Below are 15,384 nucleotides of genomic sequence, written 5' to 3'. Positions count from 1 at the left end.
TCCCACTGCCTACCGTGTCTGCCATCACCCTGCCCCGCTGCAGGCCGTGGTGGTTTTTCCCTGCCCGTAACCAGGAATCGACGATGACCCGAGGCAAGCGCATCTACGTGCTGGATACCAACGTGCTGATGCACGATCCCACCGCGCTGTTCAAATTCGAGGAGCACGACATCTACCTGCCCATGCAGGTGATCGAGGAGCTGGACAACGGCAAGAAGGGCACCTCCGAAGCCAGCCGCAACGCTCGCCAGGTGAGCCGTTTCCTCAACGAGCTGGTGCAGGAATCCGGCCTGGACAACCTGGCCGACGGCATTCCACTGCAGCGTCCCAATGGCCTGCAGCTGCGCGGCAAGCAGAGCGCCGGCAAGCTGCGCTTCCAGACCAGCCATTTCGACGCGGGCAAGAGCTTTGGCAAGGTCATTCCGGACAATGCCATCCTCGGCGCGATCCTGGCCCTCAAGGAAGAAACGCCGGACCTGCCGGTGGTGTTCGTTTCCAAGGACATCAACCTGCGGATCAAGGCCGCCATCGCCGGCATCGTGTCCGAGGACTACGAGAACGACCGCGCACTGGACGATTTCAGCCTGCTCTACACCGGCGCTACCGAGCTGCCGGAAGACTTCTGGAAGCGCCACGGCGAGGATCTGCGCAGCTGGAGCGACAAGGGCCGCAGCCATTACGAGATCCAGGCGCAGGATGGCGAGGAGTGGTACCCGAACCAGTACGTCTACCTGCCCGGCGAAGACGAAGTCGAACTGCGCGTCAGCCGCGTGGTCGGCGACGGCAAGGTAGTGCTGTCGCTGGTCGATGATTTCCGCCACGGCAGCCATGCCGTGTGGGGCATCAGCGCACGCAACCGCGAGCAGAATTTCGCCCTCAACGCACTGATGGACCCGGAGATCGACTTCGTCACCCTGCTGGGTACCGCCGGTACCGGCAAGACCCTGCTGGCACTCGCCGCCGGCCTGGCGCAGACGATGGACCAGCAGCGCTACCGCGAGATCATCATGACCCGCGCCACGGTCAGCGTTGGCGAGGACATCGGTTTCCTGCCGGGCACCGAGGAAGAGAAGATGACGCCGTGGATGGGCGCGCTGACCGACAACCTGGAAGTGCTCACGCACAACCAGGAAGGCGGCACCTGGGGCCGCCAGGCCACCAACGACCTGCTCGCCAGCCGCATCAAGATCCGCTCGATGAACTTCATGCGCGGCCGCACGTTCCTGTCACGCTACCTGATCCTGGACGAGGCGCAGAACCTCACCCCCAAGCAGATGAAGACGCTGATCACCCGTGCTGGCCCCGGCACCAAGATCGTCTGCCTGGGCAACGTCGAGCAGATCGACACCCCGTACCTGACCGAAACCACCTCGGGCCTGACCTACGCGGTGGATCGCTTCAAGAACTGGCCGCATAGTGCGCACATCACCCTGCGCCGTGGCGAACGCTCGCGCCTGGCCGATTACGCGTCGGAGGTGTTGTGAACCGCTGCACCCGCCTGCTGCTGCCCACGGCTGCGATCGCCCTCGCAGCCGCGCTCGGCGCCTGCACCACCACGCGCGGCCCGGCCAGCGTGCCGACCGCCGAACGTACCGGACAATCCTGGGTGGTCACCCGCCCGATCATCGCCGCGCAGGTGCTCGACACCTGCTCGCGGCCCAGTCCAGGCCGCGAGGCGGGCCGGGTCAGCGGCTATTGGGCACCCAGCCGGCAGCAGATCGACCAGCTGGAAGCACAGCTCTCGTCGCTGCAGGCACAGGTCCCGAAGGTGCTGGACTTCGACCGCCAGTACGTCGGCATCGAAAGCGCCGGCAAGCGGCTGATCTACGTCAACGCCTTCCATCTGCCCGATGGCAGCGGCATCAATCCGGCACGGGAAGCGATCCGCGTCTGCGACGGCGGCACGCAGTTCTGGGGCGCGGTGTTCGACCCCTCCAGCAATACCTTCAGCGAGCTGCAGTTCAACGGCGGCTTCGGCGGGCCCTGAGGGGCCTTGCCGATGGGAATACGCCTGCCCACCTGGGTCTGGATTGGTGCGGTCGCGCTCTCGTGCGTGGCCGGCATGGTCAACGTGGTCGGCTTCCTCGGCTTCGAGCATCAGGCGGTCAGCCACATGACCGGCAGCACCAGCCAGCTGGGCATGGCGCTGGCGCAGGGCGACTGGCGCGCGGTCGGCCATCTGTGGGGGCTGCTGATCGCGTTCTCACTGGGTGCGATGCTCAGCGGCCTGTTGATCCAGGACAGTACCCTGCAACTGGGCCGACGCTACGGCGTGGCGCTGGCCTTGGAGTCCGCGCTGCTGCTGGTGGCCATTCCGCTGTTCGAACGCCACCAGATCTGGGGCGCACTGGCCGCCGCCATGGCCTGCGGCCTGCAGAACGCGATGGCCACCACCTTCAGCGGCGCGGTGGTACGCACCACCCATCTCAGCGGCATGTTCACCGACCTCGGCATCGGCCTGGGCCACCTGCTGCGCGGATTGCCGCTGCAGGTACGACGCCTGACCCTCAGCGGCCTGATCATCAGCGGCTTCCTCGCCGGCGGCATCATCGGCGCCTGGCTGTTCATGCGCTGGCAGTACGACGCCCTGCTCGCCCCCGCCCTGCTGACCGGCCTGACCGGGCTGGGCTATGTGCTGTACCAGCAGTGGGCGCGCTGGCGGCATTGAGGTGAAGCGCATCCACGCATGGCGTGGGTCTACCTTCCCCTGCGGGACCACGGCACAATCGCTGGATGAGCCCGACCACCCCCGTTTCCGCCCTCACCATCGCCGGCTCCGACTCCGGTGGAGGGGCGGGCATCCAGGCCGACCTGAAAACCTTCGCCGCGCATCGCGTGCACGGCCTCTCCGCAATCACCGCACTGACCGCACAGAACACGCGTGGCGTCATCGCCGTGCATGTGCCGCCGATCGACTTCCTGCGCGCGCAGCTGGATGCCTGTTTCGACGATTTCGACATTCACGCGGTAAAGCTGGGCATGCTGGCCAACGCCGGCGTGATCAACGCCGTTGCTGACGCACTGGAGAAGCATCGTCCGCCGCACGTGGTGCTGGACCCGGTGATGGTCGCCACCAGTGGGGCGCGCCTGCTGGAAGACAGCGCATTGCAGGCCATGCGTGAGCGCCTGATCCCGCTGGCAACGCTGATCACCCCCAACACACCGGAAGCAGAACTGCTGGTCGGACGGAAGATCAGCAATGGCGATGACGCTGAGCGCGCGGCGTCAGCCCTGCTCGATCTCGGTGCCGGCGCCGTACTGCTGAAAGGTGGCCACCTGCAGGAAGGCAACCGCGTAATCGACCGCTACTTCGACGGCGTCAGCAGCGAAGAATTCATCCATGCGCGCCTGCCACTGGACGCGCACGGTACCGGCTGCACGTTGGCTTCGGCCATTGCTGCGCAGCTGTGCAATGGCCTGAGCCTGGCCAATGCCTGCGAAGCCGGCATCGACTACGTTGCACGTGGGCTGCAGCAAGGCTATGCGCCGGGCCGCAGCGAAGTGCTGGTGCTCGACCATTTCGGCGCGGCACCGCACGCATGAGCCTGACGCCACGCATCCTCGCCGTACAGTGCGACGACGGCCATCGCTACGAAGTGATTGCCTGCGTGCCCGCGCACCCCATTGCGCGCCTGCTGTGGCTGCCCGCGCTGGGCGTGGCCGCGCGCCATTACCTGCCGTTGGCGCAGGCGCTGGCTGCGAAGGGCGTGGCGGTGTACCTGCACGAGTGGCGCGGCAACGGCAGCAGTTCGCTGCGCCCATCGCGCACGCAGGACTGGGGCTATCGCGAGGTACTCGAACAGGATCTGCCAACCAGCCAGGCGGTCCTGGCCACAGCGGATGACGACGCCGGCGCCCTGCCCTGGATCATCGGCGGCCACAGCCTTGGCGGGCAGCTGGCCTGCGTGCATGCCGGACGCCATCCGCAGCACTTCAACCGGCTGTGGCTGGCCGCCAGCGGCTCACCGTTCTGGCGTGGCTTCCCGCCTCCACGCGGATGGCTGCTGCCGCTGGTCTACCGCTTTCTGCCGTGGATCGCGCAGCGCCAGGGCGTGCTGCATGGCCGTCGCCTTGGCTTCGGCGGCACCGAGGCGCGCGGCCTGATTGCCGACTGGGCGCGCGTGGGCCTGAACAACCACTACGCCGCGTCCGGCATGGACGAAGACCTCGATGCGCACATGGCGCGCGTGCATGGCAGCGCGCAGGCGGTGCTGATGGAGCACGACTGGTTGGCCCCCACCGGATCGATGCAGACGCTGCTGGCGAAGCTGCCGAATGTGGACGCGCAGCTGCGCGTGCTGTCCGCGCAGGAACTGGGCACGCGCGCCGATCATTTCGCGTGGCTGAAGGCGCCGGACGCCGTGGCTGACAGCTTTTTCATTCAGTTGGATGAAAATTTTCACAAAACTGTTGACGGTCCGCGCCGACATCCGCATAATTCCGCTCCTGTCGCAGGGCGCCCGTAGCTCAGTTGGATAGAGTACCTGGCTACGAACCAGGCGGTCGGGAGTTCGAATCTCTCCGGGCGCACCACTCGACAGGTTTCCGGCATCCGCCGCTGGAAATGCAGTAAAATTTGATTGTGTACCGCGCGCCCGTAGCTCAGTTGGATAGAGTACCTGGCTACGAACCAGGCGGTCGGGAGTTCGAATCTCTCCGGGCGCACCATACACAGTCAACACAACAAGTTTATGTAATTGGCGCCCGTAGCTCAGTTGGATAGAGTACCTGGCTACGAACCAGGCGGTCGGGAGTTCGAATCTCTCCGGGCGCACCATTACACCGAAACAGCAGGCCTCGGCCTGCTGTTTTTTTATGTGCGTTTTTCGGCAGGGCTGCGCCCTGCACCCGCCGAAGCAACAGCTATGGCCGAAGCAACAGCAACAGCAACAGCTGGTGTTCCGTGGGTTGGCGGGGCGGCATGGACAGGCAGGACACGCCGTAAACCCATCCATGGGGGCTCGATGGCGGCATCCATGCCGCCAACGGTCCTGCCTGCCCATGCCGCCCCACCTCTGACAGATTTCCGCGATCTGATGGATCCACGCCATGCGTGGATGAATCTCCATCGAGTTCGAGTATTTCGATAATTGATCGAAGAGCATCCACGCATGGCGTGGATCTACCGTGTCGACCCAGGTCGACACCTACCAACAGCAGCGGGACTCTGTCGAAGGCGGGGTGGGTCCGGTTGCGGGAGTGTCCGCGGCATGGATGCCGCGGCCAAGCCCCCATGGACGGGTTTACGGCGTCTCCCGCAACCGGACCCACCCCGCCATCCCTCAGGAAACCAGCTGTTGCTGTTGCTGTTGCTGTTGCTTCGGCCATAGCTGTTGCTTCGGCGGGTGCAGGGCGCAGCCCTGCCAAACCCCTACCCCCTGGCCATTGCCTGCCACCACTGCGACAGCAGCTCCGGCCTGCGCAAGCGCTCGCGCCACCAACGCAGTGCGGCGCCGTCCTCGCCGGTGCGCCAGGCCAGCCAGAAGGTCTCTTCCGGCTTGTGCTCCTCCACCTCGCGGATCACCAGCTGGCCACGCGCCACCGCAGCGCGCGCGCACGGCTCGGGCAGGAAGCCGAAGCCCACGCCTTCGCACTGCAGCTTCAGCTTGCTGGCCATGTCCGGCACCGTCAGCATCTCCTGCCCCATCAACAGGCCGACCGTGCGCGGCAGAAGCCTGCGCGCGGAATCGGAGACCGCGATCGCGCAGTGCTCGACCAGCTGCTCGCGACCCAGCACGCCAGGCACGTTGGCCAACGGATGTTCGGGCGCGACCGCGAATACGAACGCCACCGTACCCAGCGGCTCGACCACGTAGCCACCGCCGCTGGGGCCCTCGCCCGGCGCGCCGACCAGCAGGTCGGCACGCCGGTCCAGCAGGGCCTCCCAGGTGCCGGACAGGGCCTCGCCGATCAATCGCAGCCGGGTCGGCGCCTGGGCCTCACGAAACGCGGCGATGTCCGGGCCGAGCAGCCAGGTCGGGAACACCGAGTCCACCGCCAGGGTCAGTTCGGTCTCCCAGCCCGAGGCCACCCGCCGCACCCGCAGTTCCAGCTCGCGGGCTGCACGCAGCAGGTGTCGACCCTCGTCCAGCAGCGCGCGGCCAGCTGCGGTCAGCTCGGCGCGCGGGCCAACCCGGTCGAACAGCTGCACGCCCAGGTCCTCCTCCAGCTTGGCCACGGTGTAGGAGATGGTCGAGGGCACCTTGTGCAGCGCCTTGCCAGCGCCCGCAAACGAGCCGCGGCGGTCGATGGCATCCAGGATCTGCAGGGCATCGAGGCTGAGCTTGAGCATTCGAATTTTTCGATGATGGCTGTCAAAACTATCCGTTTTTCAAACCCGGGGCGCAAGCGGATACTTCTCTCCAACGGGGAAACACAGCGGCTACCGGTCCACCCCGCCCCATCGAAACCATCGAACAAGGAGATTCCATCATGCTGCAGATCCGCAAGAGCGCTACCCGTGGCCTGGCCGAGCATGGCTGGCTGTCCTCGCGCCATACCTTCTCCTTCGCCAACTACTACGACCCCCGCTACGTCAGCTTCGGCCCGCTGCGGGTGATCAACGAAGACAAGGTGATCGGCGGCCAGGGCTTCGGCACCCACGGCCACAGCAACATGGAAATCATCTCCTACGTGCTGGGCGGTGCGCTGGAACACAAGGACTCGATGGGCACCGGTTCGGTGCTGCGCTATGGCGACGTGCAGCGCATGAGCGCCGGCAGCGGCGTCACCCACAGCGAATTCAACCACTCGGCCGACGAGACCGTGCACTTCCTGCAGATCTGGATCTTCCCGGACACCGAGAACATCACGCCGTCCTACGAGGAGACCCACTTCGCGCCGGAGACCAAGCGCGGCCAGCTGCGCCTGATCGCCTCGCCGGACGGTGCCGACGGTTCGCTGCGCATCCACCAGGATGCCCGCATCTTCGCCACCATCCTCGATGGTGGCCAGAAGCTGCACCACGCGCTTGGCAACGGTCGTGGCGCCTATGTGCAGGTGGCGCGTGGCCAGCTGCAGGTCAACGGCATCACCCTGGAAGCCGGCGATGCACTGCAGGTCAGCGACGAAGCCCAATTGACGCTGGAAAACGGCAACGATGCCGAAGTGCTGGTGTTCGACCTGCCGCTGTAACCACAAGGCCCTCGATGCTGCTGAGCATCGGGGGCCTTTTCGTAGAGCCCGGCCTGCGCCAGGCGTGCTACAGGAGAAGTGTTACCCACCGATGGCGGCGCAGGCCTCCAGGATCAGCGCGGTCACTTCCTTCGGCTGCGAGGCCAGCGAGGCATGGCTGGCATCCAGCTCCAGCAGGCGCTTGGGCTGCATTCTTGCGGCCATGGCCTTCTGGTTTTCCGGTGCGATCATGCGATCGTGGCGGGACAGCTGGTACCAGCTCGGCCTGTCCTTCCACGCTGGATCGCTGACCGTATCACCGAAGGTGCTGGCCAGCGGCGCCTTCTGGGTCACCGCCATCACCCGGCCCTCGTCCTCGCTCAGATCCTGGCAGAAGCTCTCATGGAACTTGTCCGCACGCAGCCACAGGTAGCCATCGCTGTCCGGTGCCAGGTTCGGCGCCGCCTCCGGCAGGTGCTGCTGGGTGATGCCACCGGGACTCTCGCCGGCATCAGGCGCGAACGCGGCGATGTAGACCAGGCCCTTCACATTGGCCTCGTTACCGGCCTGGCTGATCACCGCACCGCCGTAGGAGTGGCCGACCAGCAGCACCGGACCGTCGATCTGCCGGATCATTTTCTGGGTGCGTCCTGCGTCGTCGGCCAGCGACGTGAGCGGCAATTCCACCGCCTGCACCCGGTCGTGGCCGTTGCGATGCAGTTCCAGGATCACCTTGGCCCAGTGTGCGGCCCCGCCCCAGAACCCATGGACGAGGAGGATGGTCGGTGTCGTGCTCATGTACGGATCTCCGGCAGCGGCCGGCGGGGTGCCGACCGTGCAGCCACTGTCCGTGAGTCGCGTTAATCACTGGTGACGTCCTCGCGTCATTGCAAACGTATGCGTCGAAGGTTGTCGCCCTTGGCACTTGCCGATTCTTCTTGGGAACGTTTTCATGACGATTCCCTGGAGCTTCGTATCGCGCATGACGCCTTCATCCCCACGTGCCCAGCAGCACGCCACCCGTGCCGCCTTCTTCATTCCCGGATTCGCCACCGCCGCGTGGGCGCCGATGGTGCCCTATGCCAAGGCCAAGGCCGGGCTGACCGATGCCAGCCTTGGTGCCGTGCTGCTGTGCCTCGGGCTCGGCTCGCTGCTGGCGATGCCGTTGGCGGGTGCGCTGACCGGGCGGCTGGGCTGCCGCCGGGTGATGGTGATCACCTGCGCGATGATACTGTGCGCCCTGCCCTTGCTGGTGCTGGCGCCCTCGCCGGTGGCGCTGGGCGCGGCGCTGTTCGTGTTCGGCGCCGGCGTCGGTGCGCTGGATTGTGCGATGAACATGCAGGCGGTCGCGGTCGAGCGCGACGCCGGGCGCGCAATGATGTCCGGCTTCCACGCCTTCTACAGCATCGGTGGCTTCGTCGGCGCCGGCTGCATGACCGGCCTGCTGATTCTGGGCACGCCGCTGTGGCTGGCCGCGCTGGCCTCAGTGGCAGCACTGCTGCTGGTTGCGGTTCTGTCGGCGCCGCACTGGCGCCCACAACGGATCCTGCATGAAGGACCGTTGCTGGCACTGCCGCACGGCGTGGTGCTGTTCATCGGCGTGCTGGCGTTCGTGGTGTTCCTCGCCGAGGGCTCGATGCTGGACTGGAGCGCGGTGTTCCTGGCCGAAGTGCGGCAGGTGCCGCGTGACCAGGCCGGCGCCGGCTTCGCGCTGTTCACGCTGGCAATGACCGCGATGCGCCTGTTCGGCGACGGCATCGTCGAGCGCCTCGGACGGACCCGTACCCTGGTCTTCGGCGGCATCACCGCCGCAACAGGCTTCACCCTGGCCACGCTGGTGCCCTCGTTCCCGGTGGCGCTGGCCGGCTACGTGCTGGTCGGGCTGGGCTGCGCCAACATCGTGCCGGCACTGTTCTCGATGGCCGGCCAGCAGCGGGTGATGCCGGAGAGCATCGCCATCACTGCAGTGACCACACTGGGTTACGCCGGCATCCTCGCCGGCCCGGCGGCGATCGGTGCACTGGCACACGGCACCAGCCTCGGATTCGCCTTCCTTTGCGTGGCCGCGCTGCTGCTGGGCGTAGCCGCATCCGCGCGAGCACTGGCACGACGGGTGGCCTGACAAAAAAAGGGGACGGAGGGGATTAAGTCGCATCTGCCACGGGTGTGCTGCAAACGACTTAATCCCCTCCGTCCCCTTTTTCACCCGTGTGCCAGCCATTCGGCCTGGGCCGGCAGCTGCGGCGCCGGGCATGCGCTCTGCGGGTGGTGCTCGTCGCGCGCCATCCAGTCGTCAACCACTCCGGCCAGCAGATCCAGCCGCAGCGGCAGGGTGATATGGTCTTCGCCGCGCATCTCGATGTAGTGCGCGCGCGGGTTGGCCTGGGCCAGTTCGCGGCCCTGGCTGACGGGTATGTGCTGATCGCCCTGCCCGTGCAGCAGCAGCACGCAGGCGCGGGTATCGGCCAGCGCACGCGCGACGTCGACGCGGTCCAGATCGACGTCGATGCGACGGCTGGCGTCGGCGATCACCTGGTTGATGTCCTGGCCGCCGTAGCGCCAGCGCGCGTACGACGCCATCGCCTGCGCCTTCAGGCCTTCCGGCTGCAGTCCCATCAGGTGCGGAATCATCGTGCGGATCGCCACACCGGCATTGGCAAACGATTCCATCGCCACCACCCCTTCCACCTGGTCGCCGAGCTTGTCGGCGGTGAATACCGCTGTGGCGGCGCCATAGGACACGCCGAACAGGTACAGCGGGCCGGTTACTTCACCCCGCGCGCGCAGCTCGCCGATCACATCCACCACATCGTCCGATTCATAGGTGCCATAGCCCGACGGCCCAGTACCGGACTGTCCATGGTTGCGCAGGTCGAGCGTGACCACGCGGTAGCCGGATTCGGCCAGCTGCAACGACCACGGCAGCATCGAATCACCGTTCATCATCCAGCCGTGCAGCAGCACCACGGTGCCGCGCGGTGCCTGCGCGCGGAACGGTCGCGGTACTGCCAAGCTCAGACCGGTATCCAGCGGCAGGCCGTTCTCGTGGCGCTGCGGCAGGTAGTGGTAACGCGCGCCGTAATCGCCCGGATCAAACACACGCCAGAAGATCGGCACGCCATCGCGGCCCGGCGCGAAGCCATGGCGGTTGGGCAGTTCGGCGATGGCCGCGGCGATGCGCGGGCGATCGAGCAGGGTCGACACGCCACCTGGCGCGATCAGCCGATCGGCGAGCGAAGTGGACGAGGCATTGATCGAGGACGAGCATGCAGCCAGCCACAGGCCGGCGCACGCCAGCGACAACAGCAGCAGGCGCTTCATGGGCAATCAGGGAAAAGGTGCGACAGCGTGGCAGGTTAGCGACGCGCGCGTGGGCCATCTATCGCGCATGGATGACGGCTTGATGACAACGCAGGAACGATTCAGGTTGTCACAATGGCGCGATTGACCTCGGCATTGATCCGGATCAATGAATACGCCGGCACGATTGCCCACAGTGCCGCCATGCGCACCTCGTTCAAGCTCGCCATTGCCCTGGTCGCCACGCTGGCCGCCGCCTACGGCGTCGCCCGCACCACGCCCTACTGGTTCGCACCGCGACAGGCCGCGCAGGTCGACATCCACGATCCGGCATTGATCGCGCAGGGACAATACATGTCGCGCGCCGCAGACTGCGCGGCCTGCCACACCGCACCGGGTGGCAAGCCGTTCGCCGGTGGCCTCGGCATGCAGACGCCGATGGGCACGATCTACTCGACCAACATCACGCCCGATCCGGACACCGGCATTGGTGCCTACGACTACGCCGACTTCGAGCGCGCGGTACGTCGCGGCATCCGTCACGATGGCCAGCCGTTGTATCCGGCCATGCCGTACGCCTCGTACGTAATCGCCAGCGACGCCGAGATCAAGGCGCTGTACGCCTACTTCATGGGCTCGGTGCAGCCGGTGAAGCAGAACAACGCCGACAGCACGATCCCGTGGCCGGCAAACATGCGCTGGCCATTGGCCTGGTGGCAGCTGCTGTTCGCACGCCCGCGCACGTTCAACCCGGATCCGTCGCTGGATGCCAGCCAGCAGCGCGGCGCCGAACTGGTGGAAGGCCTGGCCCACTGCGGCGCCTGCCACACGCCACGCGGGTTGGCGTTCCAGGAAAAGGCAATGGCCGACGATGGCAGCCGCCAGTTCCTGTCCGGCTCGGTGCTGGAAGGCTGGTATGCGAAGAACCTGCGCAATGAAGCGAGCGGCCTGGCCAGCTGGAGCGAGGGCGAGATCGTCGACTTCCTGCGCACCGGACGCACCGATCGGTCGGCGGCCTTCGGTGGCATGGCCGACGTGGTCGAGCACAGCACGCAGTACCTGTCCGACGCTGACCTGCTGGCGATGGCCCGCTACCTCAAGCAGCTGCCCGCCCGCGAAGGACGCAGCGCACAGTGGTCGCCCGGCAGCGACACGACCACCGCCGCACTGCGCAGCGGCGACTACCGCGTGGCCGGTTCGCTGGCCTATGCCGAGCACTGCCAGGCCTGCCACCGCGCCGACGGGCGCGGCATGCCGCGCGTCTATCCGGCCCTGGCCGGCAACTCGATCGTGTTCGCTGACGATCCCAGCTCGCTGGTGCAGGTGACCCTGATCGGTGGCCGCACGCCGCATACCCCGCGCGACCGCATGGCCTTCACCATGCCCGGCTTCGAACAGCTGCCGAACGCGCAGCTGGCACAGATCCTGACCTTCATCCGCAGCAGCTGGGGCAACCAGGCCAGCGCAGTGAGCGAGGTCGACGTGGCACGCATGCGCCGGGTGGTGCGCGACAAGCCAGTGCACTACGTTCCGCAGGAGTCCGCACGATGAAACGTTCGCGCAAACGCTCCCGCCTGCTGATCGGCAGTGCGATCACCCTGGTGCTGCTGGCCGGCGCCGGTACCCTCGCTTACCGCCATCTGTACCCGGACCTGGATGCCGCCGTGGCCAGCACGATCGATATCCTCGATGCACAGGGCAAGGTGGTCGGCCACTACCGTGCACCCAGCGCCGAAGAAATCGCCGGGCTCGGCAATGCCGAGTCGGTGATGCTCGGCCGCCGCCTCCTCAACGAGACCGCACGGCTGCTGCCAGACAACGTCGGCAACGATCTGAACTGCAACTCGTGCCACATGGCCGAAGGCAAGCGGCCGTTCGGCAATCACTACTTCAACACCGGCGGCGGCGCCTATCCGCGCTACATGCCGCGTCCGGGCAAGGTGATCGGGCTGACCGAGCGCATCAACGGCTGCCTGCAGCGTTCAATGAACGGCAAGCCGCTGCCGAAGGACTCGCCGCAGATGCGTGCGATGCTCGACTACATGGCGTGGCTGAGCAGCCCTGTGCCAGTGGGTACAAGGGTGGCTGCCCCCAGTGAGGGGCCCATCGACAGCGTGCTGACCCCGGACCCGGTCCGCGGCCAGGCGCTGTACGCCGTGCAGTGCGCTGCCTGCCATGGCGACAATGGCGAAGGCCGGCGCGACGCCAGCGGTGACATCGCGTTCCCGCCGCTATGGGGCGACCACAGCTTCAACATCGGCGCCGGCATGGCGCGCCTGTACAAGGCCGCCGGTTTCGTCAAACACAACATGCCGCCGGCAGTGACCCGTGAACCGCCACTGGGCCAGCAGGTGATGCCCGACCAGGATGCGGTGGACATCGCCAGCTACTTCATCAACCAGCCACGCCCGGACTTCGCCAACAAGGCCAAGGACTGGCCGCGCGACCCGAAACCCAAGGACGCGCGGTACTGAGCAGAAGCCATTGGAACCGGCCGTCACACAACACGGTTCCTGCTTCGCCGCGTCATGCCGATGTCATGGGCACTGCCGACACTCCGGGGCTTCCCTCCCCTGAAGGTCCGGTTTCAATGCGAACGTTTGCGCGTTTTCCCCGTGTCTCGCTGCTTGCCGTGCTGATCGCCCCCGCCCTGGACGCCCTCGCAGAAGCACCGCAGGGCGATACGGGCGAAGCGCACAGCAGCGGTGCCCGTACCCTGGACCAGGTACAGGTGATCGGCCAGGCCACCAGCTACGCCAAGACGTCGGTGCGCGCAGAAACACTGAACCGGCAGACGGTGATGAGCAGCGTCAACGATGCGCTCAATGAAGTGCCGGGCGTGGTGGTCAGCGAGGCCGATGCCACCGGTTCGTCGGTGTGGGGCACGCAGATCAGCATGCGCGGCTTCGTCACCAACCGCGATACGCAGCAGATCGGCACCACCATCGACGGCCTGCCGAACGGTGGTTCGGGCTACGGCGGTGGATCGCTGGCCAACCGCTACATCGACACCCTTGATCTGGAGACGGTGGAAGTGAGCCAGGGCACCGCCGATATCTCCTCGCGCTCGAACGAGGCGCTGGGCGGCACGCTCAACTTCCTCACCAGCGATCCGCTGCAGGACAGCCGCCTGCGCTTCGTGGTCGGTGCCGGTGACAACGAGGCACGCAAGTACTACGTGCGCTACGACACCGGCCTGCTCGGCGGCCACACCCGCGCGTGGATCAGCGCCTCCTCGTCGAAGGTGCACGACTGGATCGACGGCACCGGCCACGCCAGCAACAACCACATCGCCGGCAAGTTCATCACCGAACTGGATCGCTGGACCCTGACCGGCTACCTGTCCTACAACGATGCCGACGAGCCGGAATACACCAGCGTCTCTCCGAAGGGCTTTGCCACCAATCCGGATCGCGACAACCTGGTCGGCACCCTCACCGGCATTCCCTATCTGGACCAGAATTTCCGTTCGGGCTCGCGTGCGCTGCGCGAGAACACCTTCGGTTACCTGCGTGCGGCCTTCGACGGCGGCAACGGGTTCAAGGCCTCGGTGGCCGCCTACGGGCACCGCATGCAAGGTCGTGGCGACTGGCTTCCACCCTACCTGGCGCAGGTCAGCGATGAGGGTGCGGGCCGCCCCGAATCGGAATATCTCGGTGGCAAAACCGTGTACGGCGGCAGCAACCGTGGCCAGATCTTCTTCGTCAATACCGATGGCAGCGCCGCGCAGCGCCTGGCCAGCTGCACCCCGCGCCTGGGCTTCACCGCCGAGTACGATCCGAACTGCTACGCGGGCAACGTGCTGGGCGCGCAGTCCTACCGCCACACCCACTACGACAACGACCGCATGGGCGTGACCGCCGACGTCGAATGGCGGCAGACCTTCGGTGCGATCGACAACACCATCCGTGGCGGCCTCTGGGTGGAGAAGCTGGACCGTTCGGCACGCCGTGACTGGCACCGCCTGCTCAACGTCGGCCAGGACATCGCCTTCGACCACCAGCCGTACTGGGTGCAGTTCGAGGACAAGTACAAGGTCAACGAGCAGATGTACTACGTCGAGGACGTGGCCCGCTTCGGTCCGTTCAGCGCGCGCCTGGGCGTGAAGCAGTTCTTCGTCGACCAGTCGCGCCGCCGCGTGATCGGTGCCAGCGAGCACGTCAAATCCGATTCCAGGTCCGATCCACTGTTGTCCACCGGCGTCACCTGGGCACCGGGTGTGGAAGGCATGGAGCTGTTCGCCGGCTTCTCGCAGAACTTCGCCGCCATCCCCTCCGGCGTGCTTGGCGAGACCGACCCGCAGCGCTTCCGCAACGTCGAGCCCGAAACCGCCGACAACATTGAAGTGGGCATGCGCATCAGCCGCTGGCCGCTGACCGCCTCGGTCACGCTTTACAACATCAAGTTCGACAACCGCATCGTCTATCTGCCGGCAGGTTTCGTCAGTGGCATCGACTACCTGGGCGAGACCGATGGTGTCTACGAGAACTTCGGCGGCGTGGAAAGCAACGGCCTGGAAGCCGCGTTCGGCTATGGGTGGAACAACGGCTGGCGGATCAACGCGGCCTACACCTACAACCCCTCCAAGTACCTGGGCAGCGGCAATGCCGCGCGTGATGCCCAGCTGGGCATCGTCGACGGCGCCAAGGTGATCGGCCAGCCGGAGAACACCCTGGTGCTGTCGGCCGACTGGCAGGGCGCCAACTGGAACTTCGGCCTGTCCGGCCGTTACCTGGGCACGCGCTACCTTGATGCCGCCAACGTCAAGACGCTGCCCTCGGCCACCGTGTTCAACGCCAACATCGGCTTCGACCTGCAGGGGCTGTCGCCGCGTCTGAAGGGCATGGGTGCCAACCTGGTGGTGAGCAATCTCACCGACAAGCGGTATCTTGCAGGGGTGGACGGCCGCGACAACGCCTTCATCGGCGCTCCGCGCACCGTCGGCATCTCCTTCCGCGTGGACCTGTGAGT

The 15,384-nt window shown here is 66.3% G+C and carries 13 protein-coding genes and 3 tRNA genes; 13 read left to right on the top strand and 3 right to left on the bottom strand.

From position 1 onward, the window contains the following. Positions 1 to 83: 83 nt before the first annotated feature. The 8 genes from AC5P6A_RS06575 to AC5P6A_RS06540 all read left to right on the top strand — a co-directional run bounded on the left by AC5P6A_RS06575 (position 84) and on the right by AC5P6A_RS06540 (position 4,777). Positions 84 to 1,484: a PhoH family protein gene (locus tag AC5P6A_RS06575; RefSeq protein WP_019661175.1), complete on the top strand. Its 1,401-nt coding sequence runs from the start codon at positions 84 to 86 to the stop codon at positions 1,482 to 1,484. Then, positions 1,481 to 1,987, top strand: a complete 507-nt coding sequence (locus AC5P6A_RS06570) for a hypothetical protein (protein WP_019661174.1) — start codon at positions 1,481 to 1,483, stop codon at positions 1,985 to 1,987. The genes AC5P6A_RS06575 and AC5P6A_RS06570 overlap by 4 nt, the downstream gene beginning before the upstream one ends. A gap of 12 nt (positions 1,988 to 1,999) precedes the next feature. Beyond that, entirely contained in the window at positions 2,000 to 2,668 is a 669-nt protein-coding gene (locus AC5P6A_RS06565; protein ID WP_180877714.1) for a YoaK family protein, read from the top strand. A 65-nt stretch (positions 2,669 to 2,733) separates the two neighbouring features. Continuing rightward, positions 2,734 to 3,543 carry a bifunctional hydroxymethylpyrimidine kinase/phosphomethylpyrimidine kinase gene (gene thiD / locus AC5P6A_RS06560; protein ID WP_180877713.1) on the top strand — a complete coding sequence of 270 codons (810 nt, stop codon included), beginning with the start codon at positions 2,734 to 2,736 and terminating at the stop codon, positions 3,541 to 3,543. Further along, complete coding sequence (locus AC5P6A_RS06555; RefSeq protein ID WP_180877712.1) at positions 3,540 to 4,466, top strand: alpha/beta fold hydrolase; 927 nt, start codon at positions 3,540 to 3,542, stop codon at positions 4,464 to 4,466. Before thiD ends, AC5P6A_RS06555 begins: the two co-directional genes overlap by 4 nt. Further along, positions 4,457 to 4,533: transfer RNA gene (locus AC5P6A_RS06550), tRNA-Arg, on the top strand. Before AC5P6A_RS06555 ends, AC5P6A_RS06550 begins: the two co-directional genes overlap by 10 nt. Before the next feature lie 58 nt (positions 4,534 to 4,591). Further along, positions 4,592 to 4,668, top strand: a tRNA-Arg gene (locus AC5P6A_RS06545). A gap of 32 nt (positions 4,669 to 4,700) precedes the next feature. Beyond that, positions 4,701 to 4,777 (top strand) — tRNA-Arg (locus AC5P6A_RS06540). Between the two features lie 594 nt (positions 4,778 to 5,371). Here the strand turns inward: AC5P6A_RS06540 and AC5P6A_RS06535 are convergent. Continuing rightward, positions 5,372 to 6,292 (bottom strand): LysR family transcriptional regulator, encoded by a 921-nt coding sequence (locus AC5P6A_RS06535; protein ID WP_111103851.1) that lies wholly within the window; start codon positions 6,290 to 6,292, stop codon positions 5,372 to 5,374. Between the two features lie 140 nt (positions 6,293 to 6,432). On the opposite strand from AC5P6A_RS06535, the gene AC5P6A_RS06530 reads away from it, so the two are divergent. After that, complete coding sequence (locus AC5P6A_RS06530) at positions 6,433 to 7,134, top strand: pirin family protein (RefSeq protein WP_005409043.1); 702 nt, start codon at positions 6,433 to 6,435, stop codon at positions 7,132 to 7,134. 81 nt (positions 7,135 to 7,215) lie between these two features. Here the strand turns inward: AC5P6A_RS06530 and AC5P6A_RS06525 are convergent, their stop codons facing one another. Then, the gene (locus AC5P6A_RS06525) at positions 7,216 to 7,911 is read right to left on the bottom strand and encodes an alpha/beta hydrolase (protein WP_021202527.1); all 696 of its coding nucleotides are present in this window, start codon (positions 7,909 to 7,911) and stop codon (positions 7,216 to 7,218) included. Between the two features lie 184 nt (positions 7,912 to 8,095). Here AC5P6A_RS06525 and AC5P6A_RS06520 point away from each other — a divergent pair, with 184 nt between their 5' ends. After that, the gene (locus AC5P6A_RS06520) at positions 8,096 to 9,235 is read left to right on the top strand and encodes an MFS transporter (RefSeq protein WP_180877868.1); all 1,140 of its coding nucleotides are present in this window, start codon (positions 8,096 to 8,098) and stop codon (positions 9,233 to 9,235) included. 80 nt (positions 9,236 to 9,315) lie between these two features. Here the strand turns inward: AC5P6A_RS06520 and AC5P6A_RS06515 are convergent, their stop codons facing one another. After that, positions 9,316 to 10,434, bottom strand: a complete 1,119-nt coding sequence (locus AC5P6A_RS06515; protein ID WP_111097992.1) for an alpha/beta hydrolase — start codon at positions 10,432 to 10,434, stop codon at positions 9,316 to 9,318. A 183-nt stretch (positions 10,435 to 10,617) separates the two neighbouring features. Here AC5P6A_RS06515 and AC5P6A_RS06510 point away from each other — a divergent pair, with 183 nt between their 5' ends. The 3 genes from AC5P6A_RS06510 (at position 10,618) to AC5P6A_RS06500 (ending at position 15,382) form a co-directional block, all read left to right on the top strand. Further along, positions 10,618 to 11,964, top strand: coding sequence for a c-type cytochrome (locus AC5P6A_RS06510; RefSeq protein ID WP_155030423.1), 1,347 nt, complete (start codon positions 10,618 to 10,620; stop codon positions 11,962 to 11,964). Further along, positions 11,961 to 12,887, top strand: coding sequence for a c-type cytochrome (locus AC5P6A_RS06505; RefSeq protein ID WP_180877867.1), 927 nt, complete (start codon positions 11,961 to 11,963; stop codon positions 12,885 to 12,887). The genes AC5P6A_RS06510 and AC5P6A_RS06505 overlap by 4 nt, the downstream gene beginning before the upstream one ends. A 116-nt stretch (positions 12,888 to 13,003) precedes the next feature. Then, entirely contained in the window at positions 13,004 to 15,382 is a 2,379-nt protein-coding gene (locus tag AC5P6A_RS06500; RefSeq protein ID WP_495222265.1) for a TonB-dependent receptor, read from the top strand. Positions 15,383 to 15,384 lie beyond the last annotated feature (2 nt).

This window comes from Stenotrophomonas sp. YJH_SMC_20, from assembly GCF_059367845.1.
Note: the sequence above shows the minus strand (reverse complement) of the source record. Positions and strands in the feature narration are given on the sequence as shown.

What these genes read in the sequence shown, in the direction of transcription:
- AC5P6A_RS06565 (WP_180877714.1), top strand. Translation starts at nt 2,000, where the DNA reads ATGGGAATACGCCTGCCCACCTGGGTCTGGATTGGTGCGGTCGCGCTC.
- AC5P6A_RS06530 (WP_005409043.1), top strand. Translation starts at nt 6,433, where the DNA reads ATGCTGCAGATCCGCAAGAGCGCTACCCGTGGCCTGGCCGAGCATGGC.
- AC5P6A_RS06520 (WP_180877868.1), top strand. Translation starts at nt 8,096, where the DNA reads ATGACGCCTTCATCCCCACGTGCCCAGCAGCACGCCACCCGTGCCGCC.
- AC5P6A_RS06535 (WP_111103851.1), bottom strand. Translation starts at nt 6,292, where the DNA reads ATGCTCAAGCTCAGCCTCGATGCCCTGCAGATCCTGGATGCCATCGAC.
- AC5P6A_RS06510 (WP_155030423.1), top strand. Translation starts at nt 10,618, where the DNA reads ATGCGCACCTCGTTCAAGCTCGCCATTGCCCTGGTCGCCACGCTGGCC.
- AC5P6A_RS06500 (WP_495222265.1), top strand. Translation starts at nt 13,004, where the DNA reads ATGCGAACGTTTGCGCGTTTTCCCCGTGTCTCGCTGCTTGCCGTGCTG.
- thiD (WP_180877713.1), top strand. Translation starts at nt 2,734, where the DNA reads ATGAGCCCGACCACCCCCGTTTCCGCCCTCACCATCGCCGGCTCCGAC.
- AC5P6A_RS06505 (WP_180877867.1), top strand. Translation starts at nt 11,961, where the DNA reads ATGAAACGTTCGCGCAAACGCTCCCGCCTGCTGATCGGCAGTGCGATC.
- AC5P6A_RS06555 (WP_180877712.1), top strand. Translation starts at nt 3,540, where the DNA reads ATGAGCCTGACGCCACGCATCCTCGCCGTACAGTGCGACGACGGCCAT.
- AC5P6A_RS06525 (WP_021202527.1), bottom strand. Translation starts at nt 7,911, where the DNA reads ATGAGCACGACACCGACCATCCTCCTCGTCCATGGGTTCTGGGGCGGG.
- AC5P6A_RS06575 (WP_019661175.1), top strand. Translation starts at nt 84, where the DNA reads ATGACCCGAGGCAAGCGCATCTACGTGCTGGATACCAACGTGCTGATG.
- AC5P6A_RS06515 (WP_111097992.1), bottom strand. Translation starts at nt 10,434, where the DNA reads ATGAAGCGCCTGCTGCTGTTGTCGCTGGCGTGCGCCGGCCTGTGGCTG.